14 protein-coding genes and 1 tRNA gene are annotated in these 26,468 nt (G+C 68.3%); 4 read left to right on the forward strand and 11 right to left on the reverse strand.

The features are described 5' to 3' along the window. Positions 1-161: 161 nt before the first annotated feature. The 4 genes from LWW89_RS10645 to LWW89_RS10660 form a co-directional block, all read right to left on the reverse strand. Positions 162-1,205, reverse strand: coding sequence for a hypothetical protein (locus LWW89_RS10645; RefSeq protein ID WP_293263963.1), 1,044 nt, complete (start codon positions 1,203-1,205; stop codon positions 162-164). Between the two features lie 329 nt (positions 1,206-1,534). After that, positions 1,535-3,856 (reverse strand): transglycosylase domain-containing protein, encoded by a 2,322-nt coding sequence (locus tag LWW89_RS10650; RefSeq protein WP_293263964.1) that lies wholly within the window; start codon positions 3,854-3,856, stop codon positions 1,535-1,537. A 7-nt stretch (positions 3,857-3,863) separates the two neighbouring features. Continuing rightward, entirely contained in the window at positions 3,864-9,560 is a 5,697-nt protein-coding gene (locus tag LWW89_RS10655; protein ID WP_293263965.1) for an MG2 domain-containing protein, read from the reverse strand. 251 nt (positions 9,561-9,811) lie between these two features. Next, positions 9,812-11,086, reverse strand: a complete 1,275-nt coding sequence (locus LWW89_RS10660) for an MFS transporter (RefSeq protein ID WP_293263966.1) — start codon at positions 11,084-11,086, stop codon at positions 9,812-9,814. Between the two features lie 108 nt (positions 11,087-11,194). On the opposite strand from LWW89_RS10660, the gene LWW89_RS10665 reads away from it, so the two are divergent. Next, entirely contained in the window at positions 11,195-12,205 is a 1,011-nt protein-coding gene (locus LWW89_RS10665) for a LysR family transcriptional regulator (protein ID WP_293263967.1), read from the forward strand. Positions 12,206-12,421: 216 nt separating this feature from the next. After that, complete coding sequence (locus tag LWW89_RS10670) at positions 12,422-14,566, forward strand: methyl-accepting chemotaxis protein (RefSeq protein ID WP_293263968.1); 2,145 nt, start codon at positions 12,422-12,424, stop codon at positions 14,564-14,566. A gap of 62 nt (positions 14,567-14,628) precedes the next feature. Here LWW89_RS10670 and LWW89_RS10675 read toward each other — a convergent pair whose 3' ends face one another. The 7 genes from LWW89_RS10675 to LWW89_RS10705 form a co-directional block, all read right to left on the reverse strand. Then, positions 14,629-14,952: a DUF2149 domain-containing protein gene (locus LWW89_RS10675; protein WP_293263969.1), complete on the reverse strand. Its 324-nt coding sequence runs from the start codon at positions 14,950-14,952 to the stop codon at positions 14,629-14,631. Continuing rightward, positions 14,945-15,487, reverse strand: coding sequence for a MotA/TolQ/ExbB proton channel family protein (locus LWW89_RS10680; protein WP_293263970.1), 543 nt, complete (start codon positions 15,485-15,487; stop codon positions 14,945-14,947). The genes LWW89_RS10675 and LWW89_RS10680 overlap by 8 nt, the downstream gene beginning before the upstream one ends. A gap of 31 nt (positions 15,488-15,518) precedes the next feature. Beyond that, positions 15,519-19,631, reverse strand: a complete 4,113-nt coding sequence (gene cobN / locus LWW89_RS10685) for a cobaltochelatase subunit CobN (protein WP_293263971.1) — start codon at positions 19,629-19,631, stop codon at positions 15,519-15,521. A gap of 64 nt (positions 19,632-19,695) precedes the next feature. Next, a complete protein-coding gene (locus LWW89_RS10690) occupies positions 19,696-21,894 on the reverse strand; it encodes a TonB-dependent receptor (RefSeq protein WP_293263972.1) in 2,199 nt (732 codons plus the stop codon). Between the two features lie 464 nt (positions 21,895-22,358). Beyond that, positions 22,359-23,099: a DsbC family protein gene (locus tag LWW89_RS10695; RefSeq protein ID WP_293263973.1), complete on the reverse strand. Its 741-nt coding sequence runs from the start codon at positions 23,097-23,099 to the stop codon at positions 22,359-22,361. Between the two features lie 29 nt (positions 23,100-23,128). Continuing rightward, positions 23,129-24,307 (reverse strand): UbiH/UbiF family hydroxylase, encoded by a 1,179-nt coding sequence (locus LWW89_RS10700; RefSeq protein WP_293263974.1) that lies wholly within the window; start codon positions 24,305-24,307, stop codon positions 23,129-23,131. 82 nt (positions 24,308-24,389) lie between these two features. Further along, positions 24,390-24,467, reverse strand: a tRNA-Met gene (locus LWW89_RS10705). A 240-nt stretch (positions 24,468-24,707) separates the two neighbouring features. On the opposite strand from LWW89_RS10705, the gene LWW89_RS10710 reads away from it, so the two are divergent. Beyond that, positions 24,708-25,049 (forward strand): hypothetical protein, encoded by a 342-nt coding sequence (locus tag LWW89_RS10710; protein ID WP_293263975.1) that lies wholly within the window; start codon positions 24,708-24,710, stop codon positions 25,047-25,049. A gap of 83 nt (positions 25,050-25,132) precedes the next feature. Further along, on the forward strand, positions 25,133-26,464 hold the full coding sequence (miaB, locus tag LWW89_RS10715; RefSeq protein WP_293263976.1) for a tRNA (N6-isopentenyl adenosine(37)-C2)-methylthiotransferase MiaB: 1,332 nt from the start codon (positions 25,133-25,135) through the stop codon (positions 26,462-26,464). Positions 26,465-26,468: the final 4 nt, after the last annotated feature.

Raw genomic sequence — 26,468 nt, forward strand, 5'->3', positions numbered from 1 at the left:
AAAGCCCGGCGATTGCCGGGCTTTGTACTCATGAAATCTTAGGCGCTCAGTGAAAACAGACAAGCGCACCTTTTAATTCCAAATCAATAAAACTCCAAATCACCGCCACTAATATTTCCCACCAAAATCTCTTCGTGCGAGCCATGGATTTTCAGACACAATCAACCACGGTCTAATTCCATCTCCAAATATTTAATCTCCGACTCTAATTCCTGCATAACCTGCCGGATATCTACCGGCACTCCAAATTCATCAAGAATTCTTTCTTTTTGCTTCAAAAAAGCCATGGCACAAATATCCTGCAATGCAGCCTGTTGCTTCGAAAAGTGGGGAAAATCCGTTGAGGCTTGGTTGAAGGAAAGGAAGGGATGCCCATTGTTAGATAGACAAAGGAAATGAGTACACTTCCCCGCCACAAACGCAGCAGCAGCATCATCTGTGGCAAAAATTGGATATTGCTTTAGCCCGTTTATCAAACGATGAGTAAAGTAGTTTTGAGTCAGCCACGCAAATGTTATGTCCCATGCAGCCCCCCAGGCAATTGAGGACTTTGATCGACTTTTATCCTCGCGCAGCAGGGTCTGCGCTTCAAGAGCGCCGCCAAACAAAGCTAATGCAGCCTGGGTCGCCAATGAGATGTGAAGCCGATGAGCCTCAACCCATTCCAGGTACTCCATAACGTTGCGCAATGCATGATCTCTCTTTCGGCTCTTCGACAATAACGATGAAATTTTCAAGAAACAGGCATAATTTGCATTAAGCATAGGCAACAGTGCATCTATTGAATCAGAAAACTCCGAAATACCGCGCACGACAATTGGCTTACCCCCTTCCACGATTCCAGCTTCACGCTGATGGATCGCGGCATGCACATTTTCGGCAAAACTACGCAATCTTTCCTGATCCAGATCCTTTTGGCGAGGCGAAGACGAAAGCTCAATACAGCCAAAAAAAGGAGCAATATCGACATGCGCATACTCTGCAGACAAAAGAAACTGGCGAACCAGAAAATCATTCCGCTGATCAACAGCCCCCCTTGTGTAATTTGAAAGCTTAATACACAAATTTGAATCGAGTATCAAAACAGTAGACTCACCATTTTTTGCTCTTTCCAATACTTCCTCTGGCGCTGGAAGCTGCCGCTCCCCATTGGCATCAAAATACATGTAGGGTTGGGCAATAAGTATTTTTCCCGGCGCTTTCAAAATTTACCTCTCCATTTCACTTTAGCAAAAACATAGCCACATTAGGAGCCATGTTAACTCGTCCACAACTTACCAAGGATTACCGCGTTTACGTATGAGCACTCGTAGCACGAGCCTCATTTAATACCCGCAGCTTTTCTAGAAATATTTATGGATCACTTATTTTTACTGAACAGTGGACGACACACACCGAGAAACAAGTGCTAAAAACTCATAGCATATAAAGCCCTGACAGACTGTATTCCTCGCGATCACCGGCGACGGCGCACCCTCCCGCTCCCAAAAACGATATGAAGCCCGGCCCTGGCCGGGCTTCGTTCTTGTGGCCCTCAACGGCGTCCCCTCCCCTTCAACGAGCGCACCTCAAAAACCACCTCATCGATGGCCCCGCCCCGGGCATCGATCAGACTCAGGCGGTGGCGGCCCGGTTGGGGGAGCCAGTGGGTCGCCGCCGTGGCGCGGGCGAAGGGTTTGCCGTCGAGGGTCCATTGCCAGGACGGGTCGGCGCTGGCGCTGAGGCGGAATTCGATGCGCTGACGGCTGGGGGGGATGTCCGGATCGAGGGCCATTACCGTGCCGTCGGCCGGGTAGGCGATGCGGGCCAGGGCCTGGCCGCCGGCCTGGCGGATGATGGATTGTTCCGTGCCGGCGATGAACCATTCGTCCCGGGACGGCTCCCGCGCCGGGACGAAGCGGATGCGCTGGCGGCGCAGTCCGGCGGGGGGCTCGGGCGGGCGGCTGGGCCGGGCGGCCCGGCCCCGGGCGGGATCGCCCCTATGCAGCCAGTCCATGATCTCGCGCCATACCGGCGCGGCGCCGCTGATGCCGGAAACGTCGTGCATGGGGCTGCCGCTGGCGTTGCCCACCCACACCGCCACGGTGTAGCGGCGGGAGTAACCGGCGCACCAGTTGTCCCGCATGTCCTTGCTGGTGCCGGTCTTGACCGCGCTCCAGTAGGGCGTGGCCAGCCAGGATTCCAGGCCGAAGGTGCCGGCCCGGGCGTTGCGGTCGGACAAGATATCGCCGACGAGGAAACTGGCGGCCGGGGTGAAGGCGCCGTGGGCAGTGCCGGTGAACACCTCGGCGCAGCCTTCCCGCCGGCAGGGGATGGGCCCGGCGCCCCGGCCGGGGACGGCGCGCAACGGCGTCCACTGGCCGCCGTTGGCCAGGCTGCGGTAGGCGTTGGCGAGCATCAGCAGGGAGACGTCGGCCGACCCCAGGGCCAGGCTGTAGCCGTACCAGTCCCCGTCCTGGCGCAGGCTGGCGAAGCCGGCGGCCAGCAGGCGGCGGCGGAAGGGCTCGGGGCCGAGGCGCACCAGGGTGCGCACGGCGGGCACGTTGAGGGAGCCGGCCAGGGCGTGGCGGGCCGAGACCCAGCCCTGGTAGCGGGGTTCGTAGTTCTGGGGCGCGTACAGGCCGTTGCCCGTGTCCAGGGTGAGGGGGGCGTCCTCGATCAGGGACGCCGGGGTCAGGCTGCGGGTTTCGAAGGCCAGGGCATAGAGGAAGGGCTTGAGGGTGGAGCCGGCCTGGCGCAGGGCAGTGACCCCGTCCACCTCGGCGGCGCCGGACAGGTCGCCGCTGGAACCGATCCAGGCCAGCACCTCGCCGCTGGTGTTGTCCAGCACCACCACGGCGCCGTCTTCCACGTTCTGCCGGCGCAGGGCGTTGAGGTGGCGGCGCAGGGCCTCCCCGGCGAACTGCTGCAAGCCCCCGTCCAGGCTGGAGCGCAGGGCCTGGCCCGGCGTGTCGAGAAGCTTGCGGGCCAGGTGGAGCGCCAGTTGGGGGGCCTGGTTCTCCCGGGAGCGCAGGGCGCCGCTCAGGGCGTCGCCGGCGAAGGCGGGCAGGTCGGCGCAGTCGCCGCCCGGTTCCACCCCTGGCCCGGCCTCGCGCTTCGTTTCCCGACCCGTTTCTCGCCCCGCTTGTTGCCCCCCTTCCTGCCCCATTTCCCGCAGCAGGTTGCAGGCGCGCCGGGCCGCCACGGCGGGAGAGGCGTTGGGCGCCCGGAGCAAGGCGGCGGCCAGGGCGGATTCCCGGGCGTCCAGGCCGTGGGGCCATTTGCCGAACAGGTCCAGGCTCATGGCGGCGACCCCTTGCAGCTCGCCGCGGAAAGGCACTAGGTTGAGGTAGGCCTCGATGATCTGGCGCTTGCTCCAGGCCCCTTCCAGACGCATGGCGGCGGCGGATTGGGAGAGCTTGTCCAGGACGGAGCGGCGCCCGCGGCGCTGGCCGTCTTCGTCCAGCAGGCCGGCCAGCTGCATGGTCAAGGTGCTGGCGCCCCGGGTGCGGCCGCCCCAGAAGTTGTTCCAGGCGGCCTTGCCGGCGGCCCGCCAGTCGATACCGTCGTGCTCCATGAAGCGCTTGTCTTCCGAGACGATGACGGCCCGCACCAGGGCTGGGGAGATTTCCGCCAGGGGCGTCCAGGCGCGGCGGCGCACGGTCTTGTCGATGCGCAGGGTGTGCAGGGGCTGGCCGTCCCGGGCCAGCAGGGTGGCGTCGGAAGGCCGGTAGTCGCGCCGCACCTGGGCGAACTCCGGCAGGGCCTGGGCGACCGGGGAGGCCAGGCCCAGGAGCAGCCCCAGCGCCAGGACCGGCAGGACCGCCCGGGCCGGCGCCGGCGGGCCGCCCCCCGGGATCACGAGTGCCGTTGCCACCCCGGCCTCAGTCTCCGACCTTGACCCGGCCGTTGGGGACTTCCCCGAACACGTCCGGCGCGTAGAGGGCCTCCACCCGGGTTGGCGGCAGGGCGAAGCTGCCGCTGTTGTTGAGGCGAAGCGTGTAGTCGAGGACGAAGCGGCCCTTGGGCAGCCAGGCGTAGTAGGCACGGAAGGCGCTGAAGCTGCGCTCGACGAAGGAAGGCGGCATGCCCTTGGCGTCGCGATTCTCGCCCAGGGTGCCGATGGCCGAGTCGCGCCCGTCGCCGTCGCCCAGGATGCGGGCGCCGGCCGGGATCGGGTCGGACAGGGCCACCCAGGTCATGTCCTGCTCGGCGTCCACCGTCAGGGTGACGCGCCACAGGTCGCCCCGGCTGACCTTGCCGGGCACCTTTTCCTGGAGGGGCACGACCCGGCGGCTGATGCGGTAGCCCATGGCCCGGGCCGGACCGTCGGGGATCGCCGCCAGCACCTGCACCGTGGCCCAGGGCCGGCCGCTGCCCTGGTGGGTCAGTTGCAGCCGGTCGTCCTTGCCGGCGGGCACCGGCCAGGGCAGGGCGAGGGGCGCCGGCGGTGTACCGTTGCCCGCCGGCTCGCCGGCCTTGCTCCAGTTCACCTCGGCGCTGGCCTTGCCCAGGGCGGCCACGGTCCGGCCCGTCACCGGGTCGCGCTCGAACTGCCGGGCGAAGCGGTCCAGCACCACCCGGGCCCAGGCGTTGGCCGTGGTGGTCAGCCAGCGGCCCCGCACCTGGCGCTCCATGGCGCCCTGCACCAGGCGGGGCAGGTCGTCCTTCCAGGCCGGGTTGTCGAGCATGGCCTCGATCAGGCGGAAGGCGTTGGCGTCGCCGTTGAGCATCATCCACCACCAGTAGTCGTCCCGCTCGGTGGTGAAGGTGAGGCGCCCGCCGGTGTAGGACAGGCGGTTGCGCAGTTCCTGCTGGGCCTCGGCCAGGCGCTTGTCGCGCTGGGGCAGATCGGGAATGCGGTGCAGGACCTGATACCAGTCGATCAGCGCCGCCGTGGGCAGACGCAGGGGGTCGATGTCCAGTGCCGCCACCGTGCGGGTGGGCAGGACGCCCTGCCGGGTCAGGGCCTGCAAGGCGTTGAGGCGGCGCAGCAGCAGGGGATCGCCATAGGCCGCGGGGGCCCACTCGCCGGTCTTGAGGCGCCCCTCGGCGTAGGCGGAAAGCCCCTGCACCATGCGCCGCTTGCTCTCTTCCGGCAGGGCGAAGCCGGCCAGGGTGGTGAGGTCGAGCAGGTAGGCGGTGAGGGTGGCGCTGCCCGGGGTGCCGGGGAAGTAGGCGGCCAGGCCGTTGCCGTCGAGCAGGCCGGGCAGGCTGTCGGCCACCGCCTGCCAGCGCTTGGCGTCGTTGAGGCCGACGGCGATGGAGGTCTGCTGCTCCAGGCAGGAGAAGGGATATTCCTCGAAGAAGCGGCGCAGGCCCGGCGGCGGCACCGCCAGCTTGGGCGACAGGCTGACTTCCAGCCCGCTCTTGCCGGGCAGGGCGCCGGCCGGCGGAGCCACGCCCACCTCGTACTTGCCCTCCACCCGGGTGAAGGTGGCCTGCTGCACCGTCACCGGCACGGCGGGCGCCACCTGCTGGGCGATCTTGAGGTTGTCCTGGGCGCTGCCGCCCTCTTCCCGGGCGGTGAATTCCCAGTCCTGGTGGGCGGCGCCTTCGGGGGCGCCGGCGTCCCAACTCAGTTCGGCGGCGCCTTCCGGCTCCAGGGCGACCTTGCGCTCGGCCAGGGCGGCGGCCCCGTGCTTGCCCTGCACCAGCACCGTCATCTTGCGGGCGGTGCCGTTGCGCAGGGTGACCAGGGCCTTGAACTGGTCGCCTTCCCGCACCAGGGGCGGCAGGCCGGAGATGATCTGCAAATCCTGCCGGGTACGCACGCTGCCGCTGCCGGTGCCGAACAGGCCAGCGCCGGCGGTGGCCACGCCCACCAGGCGGAACTCGGTCAGGGAATCGTTCATCGCCACCTTGAGGGTGGCGCTGCCGTTGGCATCCAATTTGACCCGGGGCTGCCAGCTGAGCAGGGTGTCGAACAGTTCCCGGGCCGGGGCGCGGCCGCCGCCGCCCCCGGGGGGCAGGGCTTTCTTGCCGAAGTGGCGCTTGCCGATCACCTGGGACTGGGCCGTGGCCGTCTCCACCTGATAGGCGCGCTTTTGCAGCAGGGCGTCGAGCAGGTTCCAGCTGTCGTTGGGGCGCAGTTCCAGCAGGGCCTGGTCCACCGCGGCGAAGGCCACCTCGCTGCCGGCCGGGGCGGGCTTGCCGTCCGGGGTGGTGACGCGGATCTTCACGGTGGCCTCTTCCCGGGGCCGGTAGTCGCGCTTGTCGGTGCTCACCTCCACCTTCAGGCGGAAGCCGTCGGTGCCCACGGCGATCTCGCCCAGACCCAGGCGGTAGGCGGGCTTGGCCAGGTCCACCATGGCGGTGGGCTGTTCCGGGTTCCACCATTCTTTGAACCAGGCGACGGGCTCGCGCCAGCCCCACTGGAAGAAGCTGGTCCAGCGCAGGGGCTCGACCCGGCCCCGCACCGCCAGGACCGAGACGAAGACGTTCGGCCCCCACTCGGCCTTGACCGGGATTTCCACGGTGGGCTTGAAGCGGGACAGGGGCTGGACGAAGGTATCGATGATGCCACCGGCCTCGACGGACACCAGGGCGGTGGCTTCGCGGAACGGGGTGCGGACCTGGAAGCGGGCGGTTTCGCCGGGCAGGTAGCTGCGCTTTTCCGGGATCACGTCGATGCGGTCCTGGTTGCCGGCGGTGAACCACAGGTCGCCGCCGCCGCTGACCCAGTAGCTGGTGCTGGCGCGGGCGGTGTTGCCCTGGCCGTCCCGGGCCTCCGCCAGCAGGTAGACGGCCCCCGGCTCGCCGGCCTTGGGCTCGCACAGCAGAAGGCCCCGGCTGTCGGTGGCGCCGCTGCACACCTCGCCCATGTCCTGGTAGTCCTGCTGGTTCTCGTAGGCGTAGAAGCCGCCGACGATGCGGCGGCGGTGGCTGTAGTCGATGCGCCGCTTGGCCTTGACGCTGACCGCCTGGCCGGCCACCGGCCGGCCCTGGGTGTCCAGGACCACCACCTCGATGCGGTTCTTGCCGGACCCCGACGCCCAGTCGGCCACCTTGATGCCCACGGCGACGGCGGCCGGCCACAACTCCACCACGCCGCGCAGGGTCTGGATTTCGCCGTTGGGGTCGGAGAAAGTCATTTCCGCATAGACCTCGCTCGGCCCCTTGGGCTTGGCGGGCAGCACCACGTCCAGCTTGCCGGCGCCGGCCTTGTCCAGGGTGACGTCCTGCCGGTCCAGGATCAGGTTCTCCTCTTCCCGGTTGGCCTCGACCTTGAAGGCCGCCAGGGCGGTGGCGTCGAAGTCGATGTTGAAGTTGTAGGCCTCGTAGTGCTTGTACACCGGCCAGCGCGGGCGCAGGGTGGCCGACACCTGGACCTGAGCGTTCTTGGCGGCGCCGCCGTTGAGGAAGGACAGCCCCAGGGCCAGGGGCACCTTGCCCGGGGCCACCTGGCGGGCCGGCACGCCCTGCACGCTGCCGGTGAACACGGGCAGACGGAAATCGGCGACGCGGAATTCCCCGGTGTATTGCTCGCCCCGCTTGCCGCCGGACAGCACGATCTCGTAATTGCCCAGCTTGGCCGACTCAGGCACCTTCCAGCTGCTGGTGGCGGAGGCCTGGCCGTCCCAGGCCAGGGCCTGGGTGTATTCGGTGCCGCTCTCCCAGTGGCGAATCACCAGGCGGGTGGGCAGCTCGTCCGCCGCGGGCAGGGCGAAGCCCCGGCTGTTGCGGCTGCGCGCCAGGTGCTTCATGGAGACGGTCTGGCCGGGGCGGAACAGGGTGCGGTCGAGCACGCTGTGGATCTTGAATTCGCCGACCGCGCCCCAGGTGTCCACGCCGAAGCGCCAGGGTTCGATGCCTTCGTTCCAGTCGGAGCGGACGAAGCTGTAGTCGCCGTCGAGGCGGGCGCTGGCGAAGAGGAAGCTGGCGTTGCGGCAATGGGGGGAATTCACGGCCCGGTCCACCGCGGCCCGGCCCTGGGCGTCGGTCTTGCCCTGCCAGAGGGATTGGCCGTTGCAGCCGGAAATGCGCACGTCGGCCCCCGCCACCGGCTTGCCGCTGTCCAGGGCGGTGACCCACACCAGAGCGTTGTCCCGGCCGGTCTTGAGGTGCACCGCCAGGTTGGTGACCAGGGCCGCGCTGCGCACGTACATGGGCTTGGGCGTGGCCAGCAGGGCCTGGCCGAGGAGCCGGCTCTCGATTTCGACGATGTGGTAGCCGGGCTGGCCGAGGGGCACGCCCACCACCTCGAATTCGCTGCTGCCCCCGGGCTTGGGCAGCTCCTGGCGGATGACGCCGGGCCGGCCCTGGAGGAAGGACAGTTCCCGGGCGTAATAAGGGTCCTCCACCTCCCGGGTCTCGCCGCCCACCTTCACCTTGACCTTGCGGGTCTGCTGCTCGAAGGTTTCCAGGGCGACCATGGCAGCAATCACGTCCGCGTCCTCGGTCAGCCGCTGCTGGCTGAAACGGTGCTGGCCGGGCAGGGCCAGGCGGGCGGTTTTCAGGCTGGCCTCGACGTTGCGCAGGGTGACGGGCAGCACGCCCCCTTCCTTCAGCTCGACGATGCCGAAGCGGCCGGGGAACTTGGCCAGGGGCGGCAGGCCGCCGGTCTTCACCTTGAGGGGAAAGCTGGCCCCGTTGGCCAGGGGGCGCCCGGCGTCGTCCTTCAGCCCGGCGGGCAGGGTCACGGTCAGCTCGGCGTTCTGCGGCAGGGGGCCAGGGAAGGTGACGGACTGGAAGGTGGCGTGCCGATTGCTGCCGGCCTGGTTCGGGTCCGTGGCCTTGCGCGGGCCTTCGGGGGTGGCGAGGCCGAACTGGCCGATCAGCTTGGCATCGACGGGGGCGTTGAAATTGAGGGTCAGGCCCGACAGCGGCGAGCAGGGGGCGTCGGCCCGCTCGCGCTCGCAGGTGAGGGTGGCCTTGAACGGCTCCCGGACCTTGTAGACGAAGCTCTCTTCCTTCTCGCTCGGCGTGCCGTTGGCCGCCTTGATGCCCTTGCCCCACACCAGCCGCGCCCGGCTGCCGGCGGGCAGGCGCTCGCTGCACGCGACCACCAGAGGGGAAGCGCCGACGTTGCCGACGTGCTCGAGCACCTCGCGGCGCACGGCGTCGGGCACCGGCCGGGCCGGCAGGCGGTGGCCGACGCCGTCGGCCTCGCACCACAGGTTCTGCTCCAGGGAGGCGCCGTCCAGCTTGCCGCCGCCGTTGATGACGAAGGCCTGGTCCTCCTCGATGGCGGCGCCGGGATTGGGGACGATGCGCCAGGGACGGGGCGGGGCGCCCAGCAGCTCGAAGCGGGTGCGGCCGCCGATGGCCTCGCCACCGGCGCTGGCCTGCCCGGGCTTGAGGGTGAAGGTGCAGCGCTCGCCGGGTTGCAACGGCCGGGCCAACTGCCAGGCCCAGGTCCGCGGATCGACCCAGCGCCCCTCGCCGGCAATGCGGTTGCAGTCCACCTCGAAGGGCGCCGCCGCCGTGGCATCGCCCAGCTTGACCATGTCGGCGCTGAAGCGGGCGGTGATCCGCGTCTGGTCGGCCACCTTGCCCTGGGGCTGGAAATTCTGGACGGTAGCCGCGCCGGCGGCGCCGGCAAACGACAGGGTGAGCGCAATCAGGGCCAGGTTCTTCATGCCGTTCCTTCGGAGGTATCGCCGCAACAACGCCAGACGGGAGCCCGGGCGGCGTATCCGCCTTGGAAACATCGGGAACGCCGGCCGCCGGGGTCCCTATTCTATGACGATGCCTATGACGGTGCGTTGATCGCCGCTCTGCGGCGGAGCGCCGCACCGGCCGACGACCGCTTCCTCCGTTTTCCAAACGCCTCCCGCCTGCATGGCCCAAACCCCGCCACACGGCGAGGCCTGGGCATCGGCGCCGATCCTCACGCCTCGCCCGCCGGCACCGGCCAGAGGCGCACGGCGAAGGCGGCCAGGGCGGTCAGGGTGGCCATGCCCGTGACGGCGAGCCAGCCCCAGTGGGCGAGCAGGGCGCTGGCCAGGGCGGCGCCACCGGCCATGCCGATGAACATGCCGACGAACAGCACCGCGTTGAGGCGGCTGCGTGCCCCTGGCTCGATGCCATAGACGATGGTCTGGTGGGCGATCAGGGTGCTCTGCACGCCCAGGTCGAAGCCCACGGTGCCGATGCCGAGCAGCCACAGCTGGGCCGCCGGCGAGAGCAGGGGCGCCAGGCACATCAGGGCGAAGGACAGGGCGGTGAGGCCGGTGCCGAGGCGGGTCACCAGTTCCGGCCCGCGCCGGTCCGCCAGGTGGCCGGCCAAGGGCGCCGCCAGGGCGCCCGCCGCCCCGGCCAGGCCGAAGGCCCCGGCCGCCGCGCTGCCCATGTGGAAAGGCTCGCCGTGCAGCATCACCGCCAGGGTGGACCAGAAGCCGCTGAAGCCCATGGCCAGCAGTCCCTGGGCCAGGGCGGCGTGGCGCAGCGCCCCGTGGCGGCGCAGCAGGTCGAGCAGGGAGCCGAGCAGGGCCTTGTAGGGCAGGGCCGTGGTGGGGGCGAAGCGGGGCAGGCCGCGCCAGGCCGCGACGCCGATGGCCGCCACGCCGAGGGCGGCGAGGCCGAACATGGCCCGCCAGCCGGCCTGGGCGGCGACCACGCCGCTGACCACCCGGGAGAGCAGGATGCCCATCAACAGGCCAGTCATCACCGTGCCCACCACCTTGCCGCGCCGGGCGTTGGGCGCCAGGGTGGCGGCGGCGGGAACGATGTCCTGGGCCAGGGTGGCGGTCAGGCCGATGGCCAGGCTGGCGGCGAGCAGCACGGCCAGTGAAGGTGCCAGGGCCGCCCCGGCCAGCGCCGCCACCAGCAAGGAGGCCTTGGCCAGGATGATGCGGCGCCGGTCGTGGCGGTCCCCCAGGGGGGCGAGCAGCAGGATGCCCAGGGCGTAGCCGAGCTGGGTCAGGGTCGGCACCAGGCCGATGGCCTGGTCTCCGGCCTTGAGGTCCGCCGCCATGACGCCGAGCATGGGCTGGCTGTAGTAGAGGGAGGCCACCGACAGCCCGGCGCCGGCGGCCAGCAGCAGCACCAGGCCCGGCCCGAGCGGGGTTTCCGCCGGGGCGGTGGTGGCGGTGGTGGCTTGGGGGGCCGGCTCGTGCGTCCCGGCCAGGGCGGCCTGGTTATGCGAAGTATGGATGGATGACATGGTGCGCTCCTTCAAGGTCCATTCGGTGTTTCGATGGAGCGCAAGTGTGGTCGCCGACCTTGTCTTGCGGTAGTGGCATGACCCGAAGATTTGTTATACGTTTAGCGCATGAAACAGCCCATCATCGTCCCCCCCGCCGGCAGCGCCGCCCCCACCTTCGCCACCGGGGCGGGGGACCGGATCGAGCTGTTGCAGACCTTCGTGCGCATCGTCGAGGCCGGCAGCCTGTCGGCGGCGGCGGCCCAATTGGCCATCACCCAGCCCACCGCCAGCCGCCGCCTGCAAACCCTGGAACGGGCCCTGGGGGCTCGCCTGCTGCAACGCTCCACCCATTCCATGCGCCTCACTGCCGACGGCGAGCGCTGCTACGAACACGCCCGGGAGCTGCTGGCCGGCTGGGCCGCCTTCGAATCGGAACTGCGCGGCGCCAGCGAGGAGGCCGAAGGCATCCTGCGGGTGGTGGCGCCCCACGCCTTCGGCCAGGAGCGCCTGGTGAAGCCCCTGGCCGACTACCTGAGGCGCCACCCGCGCATGACCGTGGAGTGGCTGTTGCACGACGACAACGCCATCCAGGACTTCATCGCCGCGGGCATCGACTGCGCCATCCAGGTGGGCGAAGTGGCCGATTCCAGCCTGGTGGCGATCAAGCTCGCCGAAGTGCCGCGCATCGTGGTGGCCGCCCCGTCGCTGCTCGGCAACGGAGCGCCGCCGGAACGGGCCGCCGACCTGGCCGCCCTGCCCTGGCTGGCCCTGCGCACCTACTACCGCCACGAGGTGCGCCTCACCCACCTGGATACCGGCGAATCCGCCCGCATCCCCATCGCCCCGCGCCTGAGCACCGACAGCCTGTACGCCCTGCGCAGCGCGGCGGTGCAAGGGCTGGGCGTAGCCATCGGCTCGGCCTGGGTGATGGCCGACGACCTGGCCGCCGGGCGCCTGGTCCAACTCGTCCCGCGCTGGCAGGCGGCGCCCCTGCCGGTGAACCTGGTCTACCCCTACGCCCGCTTCTACCCGGCCCGGCTGCGCTTCTTCGTGGAGGCGATGCGGGCCGCTGCCCCCGAGGTGGTGGGGGAACACGAGCGCGACCGCGCCCCGGGCGAAGCCCCGCCGGCCTCCTGAGCGCCACCGCGCACCGCCGTGGTGCATGCAATCCCGGACGCCCCGTCCCGGCGCAGACGGCTGGCACCGCCATGGTGCGGATGCCATAATCATAAAGCCGCAAAACTGCCATTTCATCCTTTGGATCAAGGAATTAACGCCAACGCCCAAAAATGGAACAGCCCTTGCTAATCCTCCTGGCAAGAAAACCCGAACTCTCTCCGATACGAGGACGCCATGCTGAAAAGCGACGCGATGCAACTCTCCCCCGCCGAACGGGCCTGGCTGCCCTGGCTGGGCAAGACCGGCAAGCTGGCCATGGGCTGGGGCACCTGGCTCAACAAGGACCGCTACCCGGCCTTGGAGCAGGCTTTCGAGGGCTTCGCCGCCACCCGGGTGCGCATCCTGCAATCCTGGGCCGAGCAGACCTGGGACCAGCTCGACGCCCTGGCCCGGGAAGTGGAGCGGGCCTACCCCAACGTGCCCGCCAGCCTGTTGAGCGACAAGCAGAAGCTGCTGCGCGACGCCAGCGAGATCGCCGTGATCGGCGCCGACGGCGCGGTGCTGGCCTCGACCCGCGCCGAGCGCGTGGGCGCCCGGGACCTGCCGGCCAAGGCGGTGGCGGCGGGCCTCACGGAGCGCTTTTTGCACGGCCCCTACGTTGATCCGGCGACCCGCGCCCTGGGGCCCTCCACCTCGGCCTTCCACGACGCCGTCACCCTGATGTTCTACCGCCCCCTGGCGGTGGGTGGGAACAAGGCCGCCCTGATGGCGCGGGTGCCCAACGACGTGGTGGGCGACCTGATCCAGCGCGAGGCCGGGCACATCTTCCACGAGTCCGGCGACAACTACCTGTTCATGGTCCAGTCCCGCTTCGATCCGTCGATCAAGCCGGGCACCGCCCTGTCCCGCTCGCGCTTCGAGGACAGCACCTTCTCCCTGGGCGACAACCTCAAGCAGGGGGTGCGCACCGACTTCGGCACGGTACGCATCCAGGAGCACACCGAGTTCGAGGTGGTCTTCAACGACCCGGCCACCGGCCAGCTCCACCCCGGAGTGCGGGAAACCATCCGCCAAGGGCAGAACCTGTTCGTCACCTACCCGGGCTATTCGGACTACCGGCACATCCCGGTGATCGGCAAGGGCGTCACCTTCGCCATGCCCGGCTCGAAAGACACCTGGGGGATGATGTGCGAGGCCGACCTGGAAGAGGTCTACCGCTACCGCAGCGTCGGCTATCAGCTGTCGCGCCTCTACCTGGCCATGACCCTGGGGGTGTGGGGCGCGGGCGCCGCCATCCACGGCCTCACCGACCTGTCTTTCGCCGCCATCGCCCTCATCCAGCTGGTACTGGTGCTGGGCGGCGCCTTCCTCTTTAAGCGGCTGGGGGCCACCGCCCTATCGCACCGGCTGCGCGACACCAGCCGGGTGCTGCGCACCATCGCCGAGGGCGGCGGCAACCTGGCCGAGCGCCTGCCCCGCCCCGACGGCCGGGGCGACGAGGCGACGGTGATCGCCCAGTGGATCAACAGCCTGATCGACAACCTGGAGCAGTTGATCGGCCGGGTGATCGCCACCAACCAGGAGATCGGCCGGGCCAATACCGCCTTGCAGGGCACCAGCCGCAAGACCCTGGACGCCTCGGGCCAGTTGCATGGAACCCTGGTGGACACCCTGGCCAGCGTGCGCCACCAGGCCGAGGAGCTGGATTCCGCCAGCGCCGAGGTCGAGACCATGCGCGAGGCGGTGCACCAGGCCACCGCCGAGGCCCGGGAGCAGTTCCAGTTGGTGGAAGCACGCAGCGGCCAGATCCGGGAGTCGGTGGGGGCCGCCACCCTGACCATCCGCCAGTTGAAGGACAGCGCCTCGGAAATCGGCCGCATCGTCACGGTGATCAACGAGATCGCCAGCCAGACCAACCTGCTCGCCCTGAACGCCGCCATCGAGGCGGCCCGGGCCGGGGAGGCGGGCCGGGGCTTCGCCGTGGTGGCCGACGAGGTGCGCAAGCTGGCCGACCGCACCGCCCAGTCCACCCAGGAGATCGGCGGCATGATCGCCACGGTGCAGCACCGGGCCGAGGAGGCGGTGAGCACCATGGATTCGGGCATGGACGAACTGGAGGAAGGCCTCAAGCTGGCCATGGAGGCGGCCAGCGACAAGAAGGAGGTGCAGGACATCCTGGAGCGCCTGTTCGCCACCATCGACGAACTGGCCGCCGCCACCCGCACCAACGGCAACCGCATCGAAGCCATGGCCGAGAGCGCCGACACGGTGCGCACGGCAATCCAGGAATCCCATCGCAGCGCCGAGCAGACCGGCGGCGCCGCCCAGGCCCTGAACCGGCTGATGGCCCAGTTCAAGGTCTCCGCCGCCGCCCGCTGAGGCGCACGGCCGGGCGCACCGCTCCGGGGCGCCGCCAGGCGCACCGGGGAAAGGCTACGCCCTCATTCCGGCACGTAGATCATGCGGCCGTCCTTGAGGCGGTAGGCGGTCCCGGCCTTGGCTCCCTCCCCTTCGCCGATCTGGCCGGAGGATTTGTAGCGGGTCAGCTCGTCCCCCTTCTTGACCACCATTTCCATGGTCGGCTCGCCCGGGTCCTTGATGACCAGGGCGTTCTGCAGGGTGAACGGGTTGAGCGGGTTTTCGATCACGGCCACCAGCAGCACGGCGATGATCACCAGGAAGGCGTCGATGATGTTGACCACGCTCAGGATCGGGTCGTCGGCATCGTCGTCGTCAAGCACGTTGAGTGGACGGCGTTCAGCCATGGGCCACCTCGGCCAGGTGGGCGGGCATCGCCACGGGCAGACCGGCCACCGCGGCGGTGGCGCTGCGCCGGGTGAGCAACTCGTCCAGTTCCTGGAGCAGCCAGCGCCGCCGTACCGTCAGGGCCAGGTAGGTCATGGCCGCCGCCAGCAGAGCGACGATCACCGCGGAAAAGGCCACCACCAGGTTCTGGGCCATGCCCTGGGCGTTACCCGCGGACACCGCGACCAGGGCCGGCCCCATGGGGATCATGGTGGCGACCAGTCCGAGCAGGGGAGCGATCCGGCTGGTGATGCGCAGGGGCTCGATGAGCTTGAGCAGGTGCAGTTCCAGGGCCTCCTGGCTGGCTCCGGGGCGCGCCGCGGCAAAGCGGTGCAAAGGCTGGCGGCCGCGCCCGCGCAGCGTCCGCAGGGCGATGTCGAACAGCAGGGTGCCGAAGATGAACAGGGCGTAGGCGAACATCAGGCAAAGCACCACCAGCACGGGGGCGAGGAAGAACTTCGAGACTTCGTAGAGCAGGGTTTCAAGGGCATTCACGACGGCGGGGCTCCGGTGGGATGGTTTCGGTTCAGGGATGCGGCGGGGGGACACGGGATTCGCGGCGCACGCGCCAGGCCTGGTAGGCGATGCCGGCGAGCACGATCGCGCCGAGCATCCAGGCGTAGGCCCAGAGGACCCGTTCGGCGTTCTTGTGCATCGTCATTTCCTTCAGCTCCTGGCCGCGCACCGCGTCCGGGGCAGGGGGCGGTTCGGCCGGAACGGCCGGCGGGGGCGACGCCGATGCCGTGGCGGGTCGGGGCGAGGCGGCCTGAGCCGGCCGCCCCAGGCCGAAGCCGGCGGAAAGCTCCGCCACGTAGGCCTTGAAGGTGGCGTTGTCGGTGTGGACGTCGTGGCGGCGGGCGACCTCCCGGTAGGTCTCGACCAATTCCCGCGTGGTCTGCGCATCGGCCTGCCAGTAGCCCTTGCGGATCGCTTCGAGCATGCGCTCGGCGATCTGGGCCAGGGCCGTGGGGTTCGACTTCTCGAACCACTCGCGCATGCCCAGCTTGTAGCGGTCCTTCACGTAGCTCTCGTGGAATTCCTGCCACTGGTCGTCGCGCACGATGTTGCGGTCCATCGCCTGCCAGCCCCAGAAGTTGTTGACGGTGTTGAGCATCTGCAAGGTGCCGGCGTAACCCTCCTTCTGCATCTCCTTCATCCAGTTGGGATGCTGGTAGACCGCGCGCAGCTCCTTGGCCAGGAAGGCTTCCGCCGTTTCGAGCTTGGCCCGGCGGGGGTCGCGCATGTTGGATATGTAGAGCTGGGGGTTGGCCCCGTCGAGGAACTTCACCGCCAGCGAAATCCCGCCCAGGTACTCGAAGGGGTGGTCGGTGTCGAGCAGCCCCTTCAGGTTCGAGGAGCGGGAAAAGACCGCGGCGCTGGTGCCGCGCAGATGCTCGGCATAGGCGTTGATCTCGCGCCCCGCGCCATCCGTCAGCTTGCGGCTCCAGTGGGCCGTGTTCGGCCCGTAGGCCCAGGACATGCGCGACAGGTAGAGCTGTTCGAGCTTGCCGTCCCCCTCGTCCCACTGGTCGGAGGCCAGGGAGGCCTTTGTCAGGCGGGTGCTGTAGTCGCCGCTCTCGTTGCCGAACACCCGGGTCAGGGCGAACTCCCGGGCCGGCTCGGGCGCGACGCCCTGGGCCCGCAGTTTGGCCTCGATGCGCTCGGTGTTGGCGCGCACGAAGTTGGCGCCGTCGGGTTCGTCGCGGACGGCCAGCATCGCCACCGCCTCGTTGAAGCGCTCCATCACGTTGGGAAACTGGTCCCGGTAGAGGCCCGTCAGGGAGATCACCGGATCGATGCGCGGCCGGCCCAGCTCGCGCAGGGGAATGACCTCCAGCCCCGTCACCCGGCCGCCTTCGTCCCAGGTGGGCCGCACCCCCATGGCGTGGAAGATCTGGGCTTCGAGCATGCCCAGGTGGCGCATGGTCTCGGTGCTCCACATGGTGAAGGCGAGCTTTTCCGGGAACTTGCCGTGGGTGAGTTTGTAATTAGCGATGAGTTGCTCGATGGCTTCCTTGCCCGCCTCGTAGGCCGCCCGGGTCGGCACACGGGCCGGGTCGAAGCCGTACATGTTTCGGCCGGTGGGCAGGGCATCCGGGTTGCGGATCGGGTCGCCGCCGTAGGAAGGATCGATCCAGCGCCCGGACAGGCCCCGGACCACGCCTTCGATCTCCCCCTCGGCGCGCAGGTCGGCGAGGAACTTGCGACCCCGCTCCACCGAGGCGCGCAGACCCCGGTCGGCGATCTCGTCGGCCGGCCGGTCGGAAAAGATCACCTCATCCACGAAGCGGTAGGGCTTGCTCTGCTGGAGCTTGCGGTAGTCGTCGCGCAGCATGGCCCGGGAATTCTTGATGCCGAGCTGGAGATAGAAGGGCTCGCCGAGCATCTGCATGACGTTGCTGACCAGGTGGGCGCGCTCCGCATCCTTGCCCAAGGTGTGCAGCCCCAGGGGCTGCTGGGCGGCCCCCAGGTCTTCCAGGTAATCCTCCAACTGGCGCAGGAAGCGGTCGAAATCCCGTTCGAGATCGGCGACTTTCCACTTCATGTCCTTGTGGATGTTCATCTTCACCGCCTGCTCGATGATCAGCTTGCGGTCGTTGTCCCGCACCAGCCCCTGGTCGAGGGACTGGTACTCGCGGATCAGATCGTTGATGCGCACCAGGTCGTCCGACAGGCCGGCCGGGGAGAACGCTGGGGTCTGGTAGCTGACGATGACGCCCCGGCCGCGGCGCTTGACGTGGATCGCCTCGCCGATGTTGTCGACGATGTAGGGGTAGACCACCGGCACGTTGCCGACCAGGAGGTTGGGGGAATCGTAGGCCCACAGCCCCCGCTCCTTGCCCGGGGTCCATTCCTGGGTGCCGTGGGTGCCGAAGTGCACGATGGCGTCGGCCTTGAACCGCTCGCGAATCCACAGGTACGCCGCCAGGTAGCCATGGTTGAGGGGCTGCTTGGTGTCGTGGAACAATTTTTTCTCTTCTTCCGAATGAGCCATCTCGCCCCGGGACGGCTGGGGCATCACCACCAGGTTGCCGAGGGCCATGCGCGGAATGACGAAGCCGGGCACCCCGTCCTTGCGGGCGATCCAGGCGCTTCTCTCGGGTGCGCCCCAGCGTTTTTCGATGTCGGCCCGTACCGCCGCCGGCAGCGCCGCGTACCAGCGCTTGTAGGCGGCCAGGGGCAGGAAGGCCCAGTGCGGGGTGCGCATCAGTTCGGGCAGGCCGCCCTTGCGGTAGGCCGGGCGCAGCATGGTGGCCACGGTGTCGATCATCTGCCGCTCTTCCACCGGCGAGAAGGCATAGCCCTCCGCCCGCAGGCGCTCCACCAGGTAGGCGATGGAGCGCGGCACGTTCATATTCGAGGCGCCCTGGTTCTTCTCCCCGGGGGGGTGGTTCCAGAACAGCAGGGCCACGTTCTTGTCGCCGTTGGGGCGGGTCTGGAGCGCAGCCAGGCGCACCGCCTTGCCCACCAGCATGTCCAGCTGCTCGGGCATCGGCACCAGCTCGCCCCCTTCGTTGGCGGCGACCACCACCGGGTCCTGCAGGCCGATGTATTCGGCAGTGGTCAGGGTAAACGGCAGGTTGAAGCTGCTGATGCCGGCGTTGTCCTTGTAGTAGTCGGCCCGGGTGCCGCCCCGGTAGGTCACCACGTTGATGGCGGGAATGCCCAGGGCCTGGTGCCAGGTCTTGCGCCCCTCGGGGTTGCTGCCCAGGAAGGTGTGGACCAGCAGCACGTTGAGCACGGGCTTGTCGTCGAGGGTGATGATCGGCTCGTCGATGGCGACGCGCTGCACCGGCTTGGGGTTGGGAAAGCCCGGATCGCCCTCGCCGGCAGCGGCGGCGGGCGCCCGGCGCCCACCGCGCTCGCTCCCCCGGCCCCCCGCGGCTGCGCCTCCGCGCGCCGCCTGCTCCTGGGCGACCCGGCTGCTGCGGTAGAACACCACCGGCAATGCCCCCGCCTCTTCGAGGGCCGCGACGACGGCATCGAGCAGGCGCGTCTGCCCGTCCGAAAGATGGCCGGAGGAGATTTCCATGCCGATGACCGGCCGCGCCAGGGGCGCCTTGCCGTTGCGCTGCTTCCACCAGTCCAGGTAGGCGGGCAGGGAAGCGAAGACTCCCTGCTCGTGGCCCGGGTGATAGATGCCGCCGTTGGGCATTTCCAGGGGCGGCGGCACCCGCGCCAGGTCGCCCCGGGCCAGCCAGGTCCGGACATAGAGAAAGAGCCGCTCGTGGTTGGCGCGCATGCCGCCCACGTAATAGTCGTACAGGCGCTGGGCCACCGCCGGGTCGATGCGCTGCTGGCGCAGCCGGTTGGGGGCGGACATGACCTGGATGGCCACCAGGGGAACGGCGGCGCCGGCCAGGGCCTTGCCCGCGACCCGCTCGATCAGGGCCTGGTCGTCGGCCCGCGGGGCATCGACGATCACCAGGCCGGCCCCTTTGAGGGCGCGCCGCACGCCCTCTTCGCCGTCCCGGTCGACCTGGGTCCAGGCCAATTCGACCCCTTGCTTGCGGGCCGCGGCTTCCATCAGCCTGAACTTGCCTTCGAGCACGAACTGGGTGGACAGCAAGGCCACCTTTTCCGCCCAGGCAGGCTGCATGCAGAGCATGCAGCAGAGCACCACCAGCGCCTTCCTCATGTATCCGTTCCTTACCTTCGTTCCCCGTTTCCATCGCCACCGGGCCAGTGCGCCCGGCGACGGCTCAGAAGCTGTAGGACAGCCCCGCCCGCACCGTCAGCGGGGTATAGGTGCCGGAGTTGCCTACCGTGGCGGCCGACACGACGTTCTGCACGCCGGCGATCGTGGTGGTGGTCACCCGGGCCGCGTACTTGCGGTCGGTGAGGTTGAGGACATGGACCCAGAAGCCCCAGTGCTTGTCACGGTAGCTGGCGCGCAGGTTGAACAGGGTGGGCCGGGCATAGGTGCCGGTATTGGCCGTGTCGTAGTAGTAGCGGGAGATGTAGTCGCCTTCGAGTTCGACGTTCCAGCCGGCGGCGGGCTTCACGGCGACGCGCAGGTTCAGGCGGTTGCGCGGCATGGCCTGGTAGGAGTTGCCGCTGTAATCGGCAGCTGCCGTCTTGTACTTGTTGTAGTAGGCCTCGGCGTAGGTGTAGGTAGCGCCCAGGTCCAACCAGGACGTGGCCGCCCAGGAATACATGGACTCGAAGCCCCGGGCGGTGAACTGGCCGGCGTTCTCGTTGATGTTGCAGGCCGCGCCGTTGTTCAGGGCCGCCTGTTCGGCCGCCGTGCAGTTGCGGCTGACGATGAAGCCCTTGTTCGTCGTGTGGTACAGGGCCATGTCGTAGCGCAGGCCGCGGCCGGGGAAGAATCCGCGCAGACCGATTTCCCGGGTCACGCCTTCCTCGGGCCGCAGGTTGGCGCCGATGGTGTTGCCCGCCGTGCCCTTGGCCGCGGTGTCGAGCAGGGTGCTGAGGTTGGGCGCGTTGAAGGTTTCGGACCAATTGCCCCAGACTAGGTGATTGGCATTGAGGTCGTAGGTGACGCCGCTCTTGAGGATCTGGGCGTTGAAGGTCTTCTGCACGTCCTTGTTGGCCGGCGTCCGGTCGTCCGTGGAGTAGGTGATCTTGTCGAACCGCTCGCCGATGTGGAAGCGCAGCTTCTCCAGCGGGGAGAACTCATAGTGGATGAACGGTGTGACGTCCTTTTCCCGGGCCAGGGAGCCGGCGTTGGACAGGGTGCCCTGGCCCCAGCTGCCCGCCTGGGCCTGCTTGGCGTTGTAGGCGTTGTTGTAGGTGACGGAATCGGAGGAGATGTCGATCAGCTCCGCCCCCACGTACAGGGTGGACTTGGCCAGGTCGAACTCCTGCCGGTACATCGGGGTGGTGGAGCGGGTCACCTCGCGGGTTTTCTTCAGCGTGTTGGTCGAGGTGCCGGAACCGTTGACCGTGGCGCACGTCACCACCTTGTTGTCGCAAATGACGTTGAGGGCGCCCCCCGAACCGCCCGAACCGTAGCCCAGGCCGTCGTTGTTGCGTTGCGAGAAGGCCAGGCTGAATTCGCCCCGGGCGCCGACCATCTGCACCAGCCGGGCCGAATAGGTATCGAAGTCGTTGATGCTCTGGCCGTAGGTGCCGGGCACCACCTGTTGCCAATCGCTGGCGAAGGAGACGCCGCGCAGGGACGCCCCGTTGAAGGCAGCGTTGCGCAGCCGGGCCGCATCCGCCGCGGTCAGCGGCACGGCGCCGGCCAGGCGGAAGTCGTAGTGCAGCTGATCGTAGCCCAGGGTGATCCGGGTGGTGTCGGTGGGACGGGCCATGGCCCGCAGCGAAGCGCCGTTCTTGTGTTCGGCCGCCGCATTGGCGGCGCTCGGCGCGGTGTCCTTGCGCCAGCCGCCGTTGTCCATCATGGCGCCGTTGAGGCTGAAGCCGAGCCGGCCGTCTTCCGTCGACGCCCCCACGTAGCCCTGGGTGCGCTGGAAATCCCAGCTGCCGAACTCCTGGGACAGCCGGCCTTCGAGGCCTTTCGGCGGCTGACGGGTGAAGACGCTCAGGGTGCCGCCCAGGGCCCCGCTGCCGTACAGCGCGGACCCGGGGCCGGTGATCACCTCGATGCGCTCGACGTTGGAGATGTTCACCTCGTCGAGGAGGGTGAAGTTCGAGGTGGACGACACGCGCATGCCGTCCACCCGGTTCTCGGTGTAGTTCTTGGAACCGTCGGGTATGCGCAGGTTGCGCACCATGCTGATGCCCGGCACCCGTCGCCCCAGCTCGGCCAGGCTGTTCACATACTCCAGGTTCTCGATTTCGTCCCTGTCGACCACCGCGCCGGAGATCGGCGTCGACTCGGTCAGCTTGCCCAGCTCGGTGCGGGCATGGACATCGGCATAGCGGTCCAGGGTGGTGGTGACGGGCGCCAGAACCCGCTCACCCTCGTCGGCCATGACGGGGACAGCGCTTGCGCATGAAAAGAGGAGCGATACGGCCAGGCCGAGCGGTGAACGTTTGAATCCCATGCCACGACTTCCTTGAGCGGAGTTGTTGTTGTCGTCGGCTTGCCCTGCCGCCGGGCGAGAAGGCATCCCTGGGCTGCACGGCAAGCCGGATGGCACCGGCACGGCCGGGCCCCGGAAACGCCCGGCGGCAACGTGGCCGGGGCGCAAACGAGGGCGGATTGTTACGTTTTGTTACGAGTAGCCGAAAGTGACAAAATGCCGCAGCGATATCGGGACGCCCCTCAAAAATGCCAAAAGCATCAATGGGTTGGACGTTCAAGGCACGCACGGGGAGCCCCCTCATCGGCCGCGCAAACGACAAAACGCCCCCTGGAGAAATGCGCCGGACGGCGCTCTCCAGGGGGCGTTCGGGCAGACCGGAGAGGCCCGCCCCGCTTGGGTTTCCAGCCGGCTTACTTGCCCAGGCTGGCCAGCTTCTTCTCGATGCGGTCCAGGGGCACGGCGCCGGGGATGCGCTCGCCGTCGGTGAACACCAGGGTCGGGGTGCCGCGGATGTTGTACTTCTGGCCCAACTCCACCACCTTCTGGGTCGGGGTGGTGCAGTCGCCCTTGCCCGAGGGCGCGCGGCCGTCGAGCATCAGGTCGTTCCAGGCCTTGACCTTGTCGGCAGAGCACCAGATCTGCTTGGCCTTGTCCACCGAATCCTGGGACAGGATCGGGTAGAGGAAGGTGTAGATGGTGACGTTGTCGAGCTTTTGCAGGTCCTTGGCTAGGCGCTTGCAGTAGCCGCAGTTAGGGTCCTCGAAGGTCACCAGGGTGCGGCTGCCGTTTCCCTTGACCTGCTTCAGCGCCGAATCCAAGGGCAGGTCGGCGAACTTGATGGCGTTGAGCTTGGCCATGCGCGCCTCGGTCACGCTCTGGCGGGTCTTGGCGTCCACCAGGTTGCCGAAGACGTAGGCGCTGCCCTTCTCGTCGGTGTAGAAGATGGTGCCGTCGGCATAGACCTCGTAGAGGCCCAGGTAGCCGCTCTTGGTGATGCTGTCGACCTTGATGTTGAGCTTGCTCTCCAGGTCGGCCTTGAGGCGGGCGTGGCCGTCGTCGGCCGCCAGGGCGGTGCCGATCGCGGCGATGCCGGCGGACAGGGCCAGGACGCCCAGCAGGGCGAGAGGGCGGCGGGAAATGGGCAGGGACATGGGGGACTCCAGACTTCCAGAAAAAACGCTCAGGTTTCCAGGGCGTAGCGGATCAGGCGGCTCTTTACCGGCCCAAGGCGGTTGGTCAGGGACAGGCCGGTGTTGCGCACCGCCCGGAGGAATGGGAGGGGCTCGCGGAACAGGCGGCGTAGGCCGTCGGTGACGGTCTGCAGCATCACCACCTCTTCCTTGCGGGCGCGCTGGTAGCGGGCGAGGAAATGCTCGTCGCCCACATCCTGCCACGGCGAGGCGCCGGACAACAATTCGGCCAGGGCCCGGGCGTCCTGGAACCCCAGGTTGATGCCATGGCCCGAGAGCGGGTGGATGCCGTGGGCGGCGTCCCCCAGCAGGGCCAGGCGCGGCGCCACGGTGCGCGGCACCCGGATCAGGCGCAAGGGAAAACCCGCCGGCGGAGTGATCAGGGACAGTTCGCCCAGCACCCGGCCGCCGGCCGCCGCCACCTTGTCGCAGAAGGCCGCCGGCTCCAGAGCCAGCAGTTCCTTGGCGTGGGCGTCCGGAGTGGACCAGACGATGGACATGCGGTCGCCGGGCAGGGGCAGGTAGGCCAGCACCCCGTCGTCGCGGAACCACTGGTGGGCCACATTCAGGTGGGGGCGGGAGATGTCGAAGTTGGCCACCACGCCGACCTCGTTGTAGGGCGTGGCATGGGCCGGCAACCCGGCCTGGCCGCGCACCCAGGAATCGCGCCCGTCGGCGGCCACCAGCAGGCGGGCGGACAGGGCGCGGCCGTCGTCCAGGGTGAGCCGGGCGGCCGTTCCGTCCCAGGACACGGCGGCGGGCCGGGCCGGGGCGAAGAGGGTCAGGTTGGACTGGCGCAGGGCGGTCTGCCACAGCTCCTCGGCGATCAGGGACGATTCGGCGATCCAGGCCAGTTCGGAGACCCCCGCCTCGTAGGCGGAAAAGTCGAGCTGGCCGCCGGCGTCGCCGGCCACCGCCATGCGCGCCACCGGCGCCACCCGGGACAGGTCGAGGCGGTCCCACACGCCGAGCTGGCGCAGGAAGCGCACGTTGGCCGGACTGACCGCGTAGATGCGGGCGTCCCAGCCCTCGGTGGGCCGGCGCGGCGCCTGGGCTTCGACCAGGGCCACCTTGAGCCGGGCGTCCCGCAGCCCCACCGCCAGGCTCAGGCCGGCCAGGCCGCCGCCGACGATGAGCACGTCGAAATCAGGGGATTTTTCCTGGGACATCTTCCACTCTCCAGATCGCTCGCCCGGACAAAACCAACAAAAAAGCCCGCTGGACAACGCCAGCGGGCTTTTTGCGGGATTCTGGTGGTGATGGGCAGGATCGAACTGCCGACCTGCGGGTTATGAATCCGCCGCTCTAACCGGACTGAGCTACATCACCACGAAGGGCGCAAATAATAGGCAAAACGCCACTCGCCGTCAACAGATGCACTGTACAGGAATCGGCTATACTTGCGCAAATTGCTGTTTTTAGCCGGGATTCGGGCGAAATCCGCATCATTTATCGCGGCTCCTCGCCCCTCGCGGCGCCCCGGACGGGGTTGGCGCTGCAACTTTTCGCCCGGCCGCCGCGTCCATATCCGTTCCGCCCGACCGCCCGATCACCGTTCCTGGAGCCGCCATGACCGCCGCCCCCGCCCTGCGCCGCCTGCTGGCCGTTTTCGCCGTGCTGGCGATGTGGGGGACGAGCCTGCCGGTCCTGGCCCAGTTGCGCATCTTTCCGGCCAATACCCAGGTGGGCAAGCTGAGCGTCATCGGCCAGGGCTGGGTGCGCATCGACAAGACCGATTTTCCCCTGGCCCCCGGCGTCCAGATTCGCAACCAGCAGAACCTGATCGTGCTGCCGATGGCGGTGGTCGGGGAGTACAAGGACCTGCCGGTGCGGGTGCAGTGGGACGCCCAAGGCCAGATCTGGAAGCTGTGGCTGCTGACCGAGGGCGAAGCCCAGGCCCTGGCCAAGTGAACAAGTAGGCAGCGGCCGCCCGCGCTTCGCCGCCCCCCGTTTTTCCGCGCCCCCGGGCGCTCTTTTTGTGTAGGTTGTTTGCCGTGAAAAAGCTGTACATCAAGACCTTTGGCTGCCAGATGAACGAGTACGACTCGGACAAGATGGCCGACGTGCTCGACGCCGCCGAGGGGGTGGTCAAGACCGACAACCCGGAAGAGGCGGATATCATCCTCTTCAATACCTGCTCGGTGCGGGAGAAGGCCCAGGAAAAGGTCTTCCACGACCTGGGCCGGGTGCGCCACCTGAAGCAGCAGAACCCGGACCTGGTGATCGGCGTCGGCGGCTGCGTGGCCAGCCAGGAAGGCGACGCCATCGTCGCCCGGGCGCCCTTCGTCGATGTGGTGTTCGGCCCCCAGACCCTGCACCGCCTGCCCCAACTGATCGCCGAGCGCCGCGCCAAGGGCCAGGCGGCGGTGGACGTGTCCTTCCCCGAGATCGAGAAGTTCGACGCCCTGCCGCCGGCGCGCACCGAGGGTGCCAGTGCCTTCGTCTCGATCATGGAAGGCTGCTCCAAGTACTGCACTTTCTGCATCGTCCCCTACACCCGCGGCGAGGAAGTGTCGCGCCCCTTCGGCGACGTGCTCACCGAGGTGGCCGGCCTGGCCGACCAGGGCGTCAAGGAAGTGACCCTGCTCGGCCAGAACGTGAACGCCTACCGGGGCATCATGGACGGCAGCAGCGAGATCGCCGACCTGGCCATGCTGATCGAGTACATCGCCGAGATTCCCGGCATCGAGCGCATCCGCTACACCACCTCCCACCCCCGGGAGATGACCCAGCGCCTGATCGACACCTACGCCAAGGTGCCCAAGCTGGTGTCCCACCTGCACCTGCCGGTGCAGGCCGGCTCGGACCAGGTGCTGGCGGCGATGAAGCGCGGCTACACCGGCCTCGAATACAAGAGCCTGATCCGCAAGCTGCGCGCCGCACGCCCGGATATTTCCCTGTCCTCCGACTTCATCGTCGGCTTCCCCGGCGAAACCGAGGAGGACTTCGAGAAGACCATGAAGCTGATCGAGGACGTGGGCTTCGACACCTCCTTCTCCTTCGTCTATTCGCCCCGCCCCGGCACCCCGGCGGTGGAGCTGGCCGACACCACGCCCCAGGACGTCAAGCTGAAGCGCCTGATGCGCCTGCAAAAGCGCATCGAGGATCAGGCCCAGGCCATTTCCCAAGCCATGGTCGGCACGGTGCAGCGGGTGCTGGTGGAAGGCCCGTCGAAGAAGGACCCCAACGAGCTGGCCGGCCGTACCGACAACAACCGGGTGGTGAACTTCGTCGGCAACCCGCGCCTGGTGCACCAGTTCGTCGACGTGACCATCACCTCCGCCCTGCCCCACAGCCTGCGCGGCGAAATCGTGGTCAAGGAGTAAGCCC

The sequence above is a fragment of the Oryzomicrobium sp. genome, from assembly GCF_021287045.1.
Classification (GTDB): Bacteria; Pseudomonadota; Gammaproteobacteria; order Burkholderiales; family Rhodocyclaceae; genus Oryzomicrobium.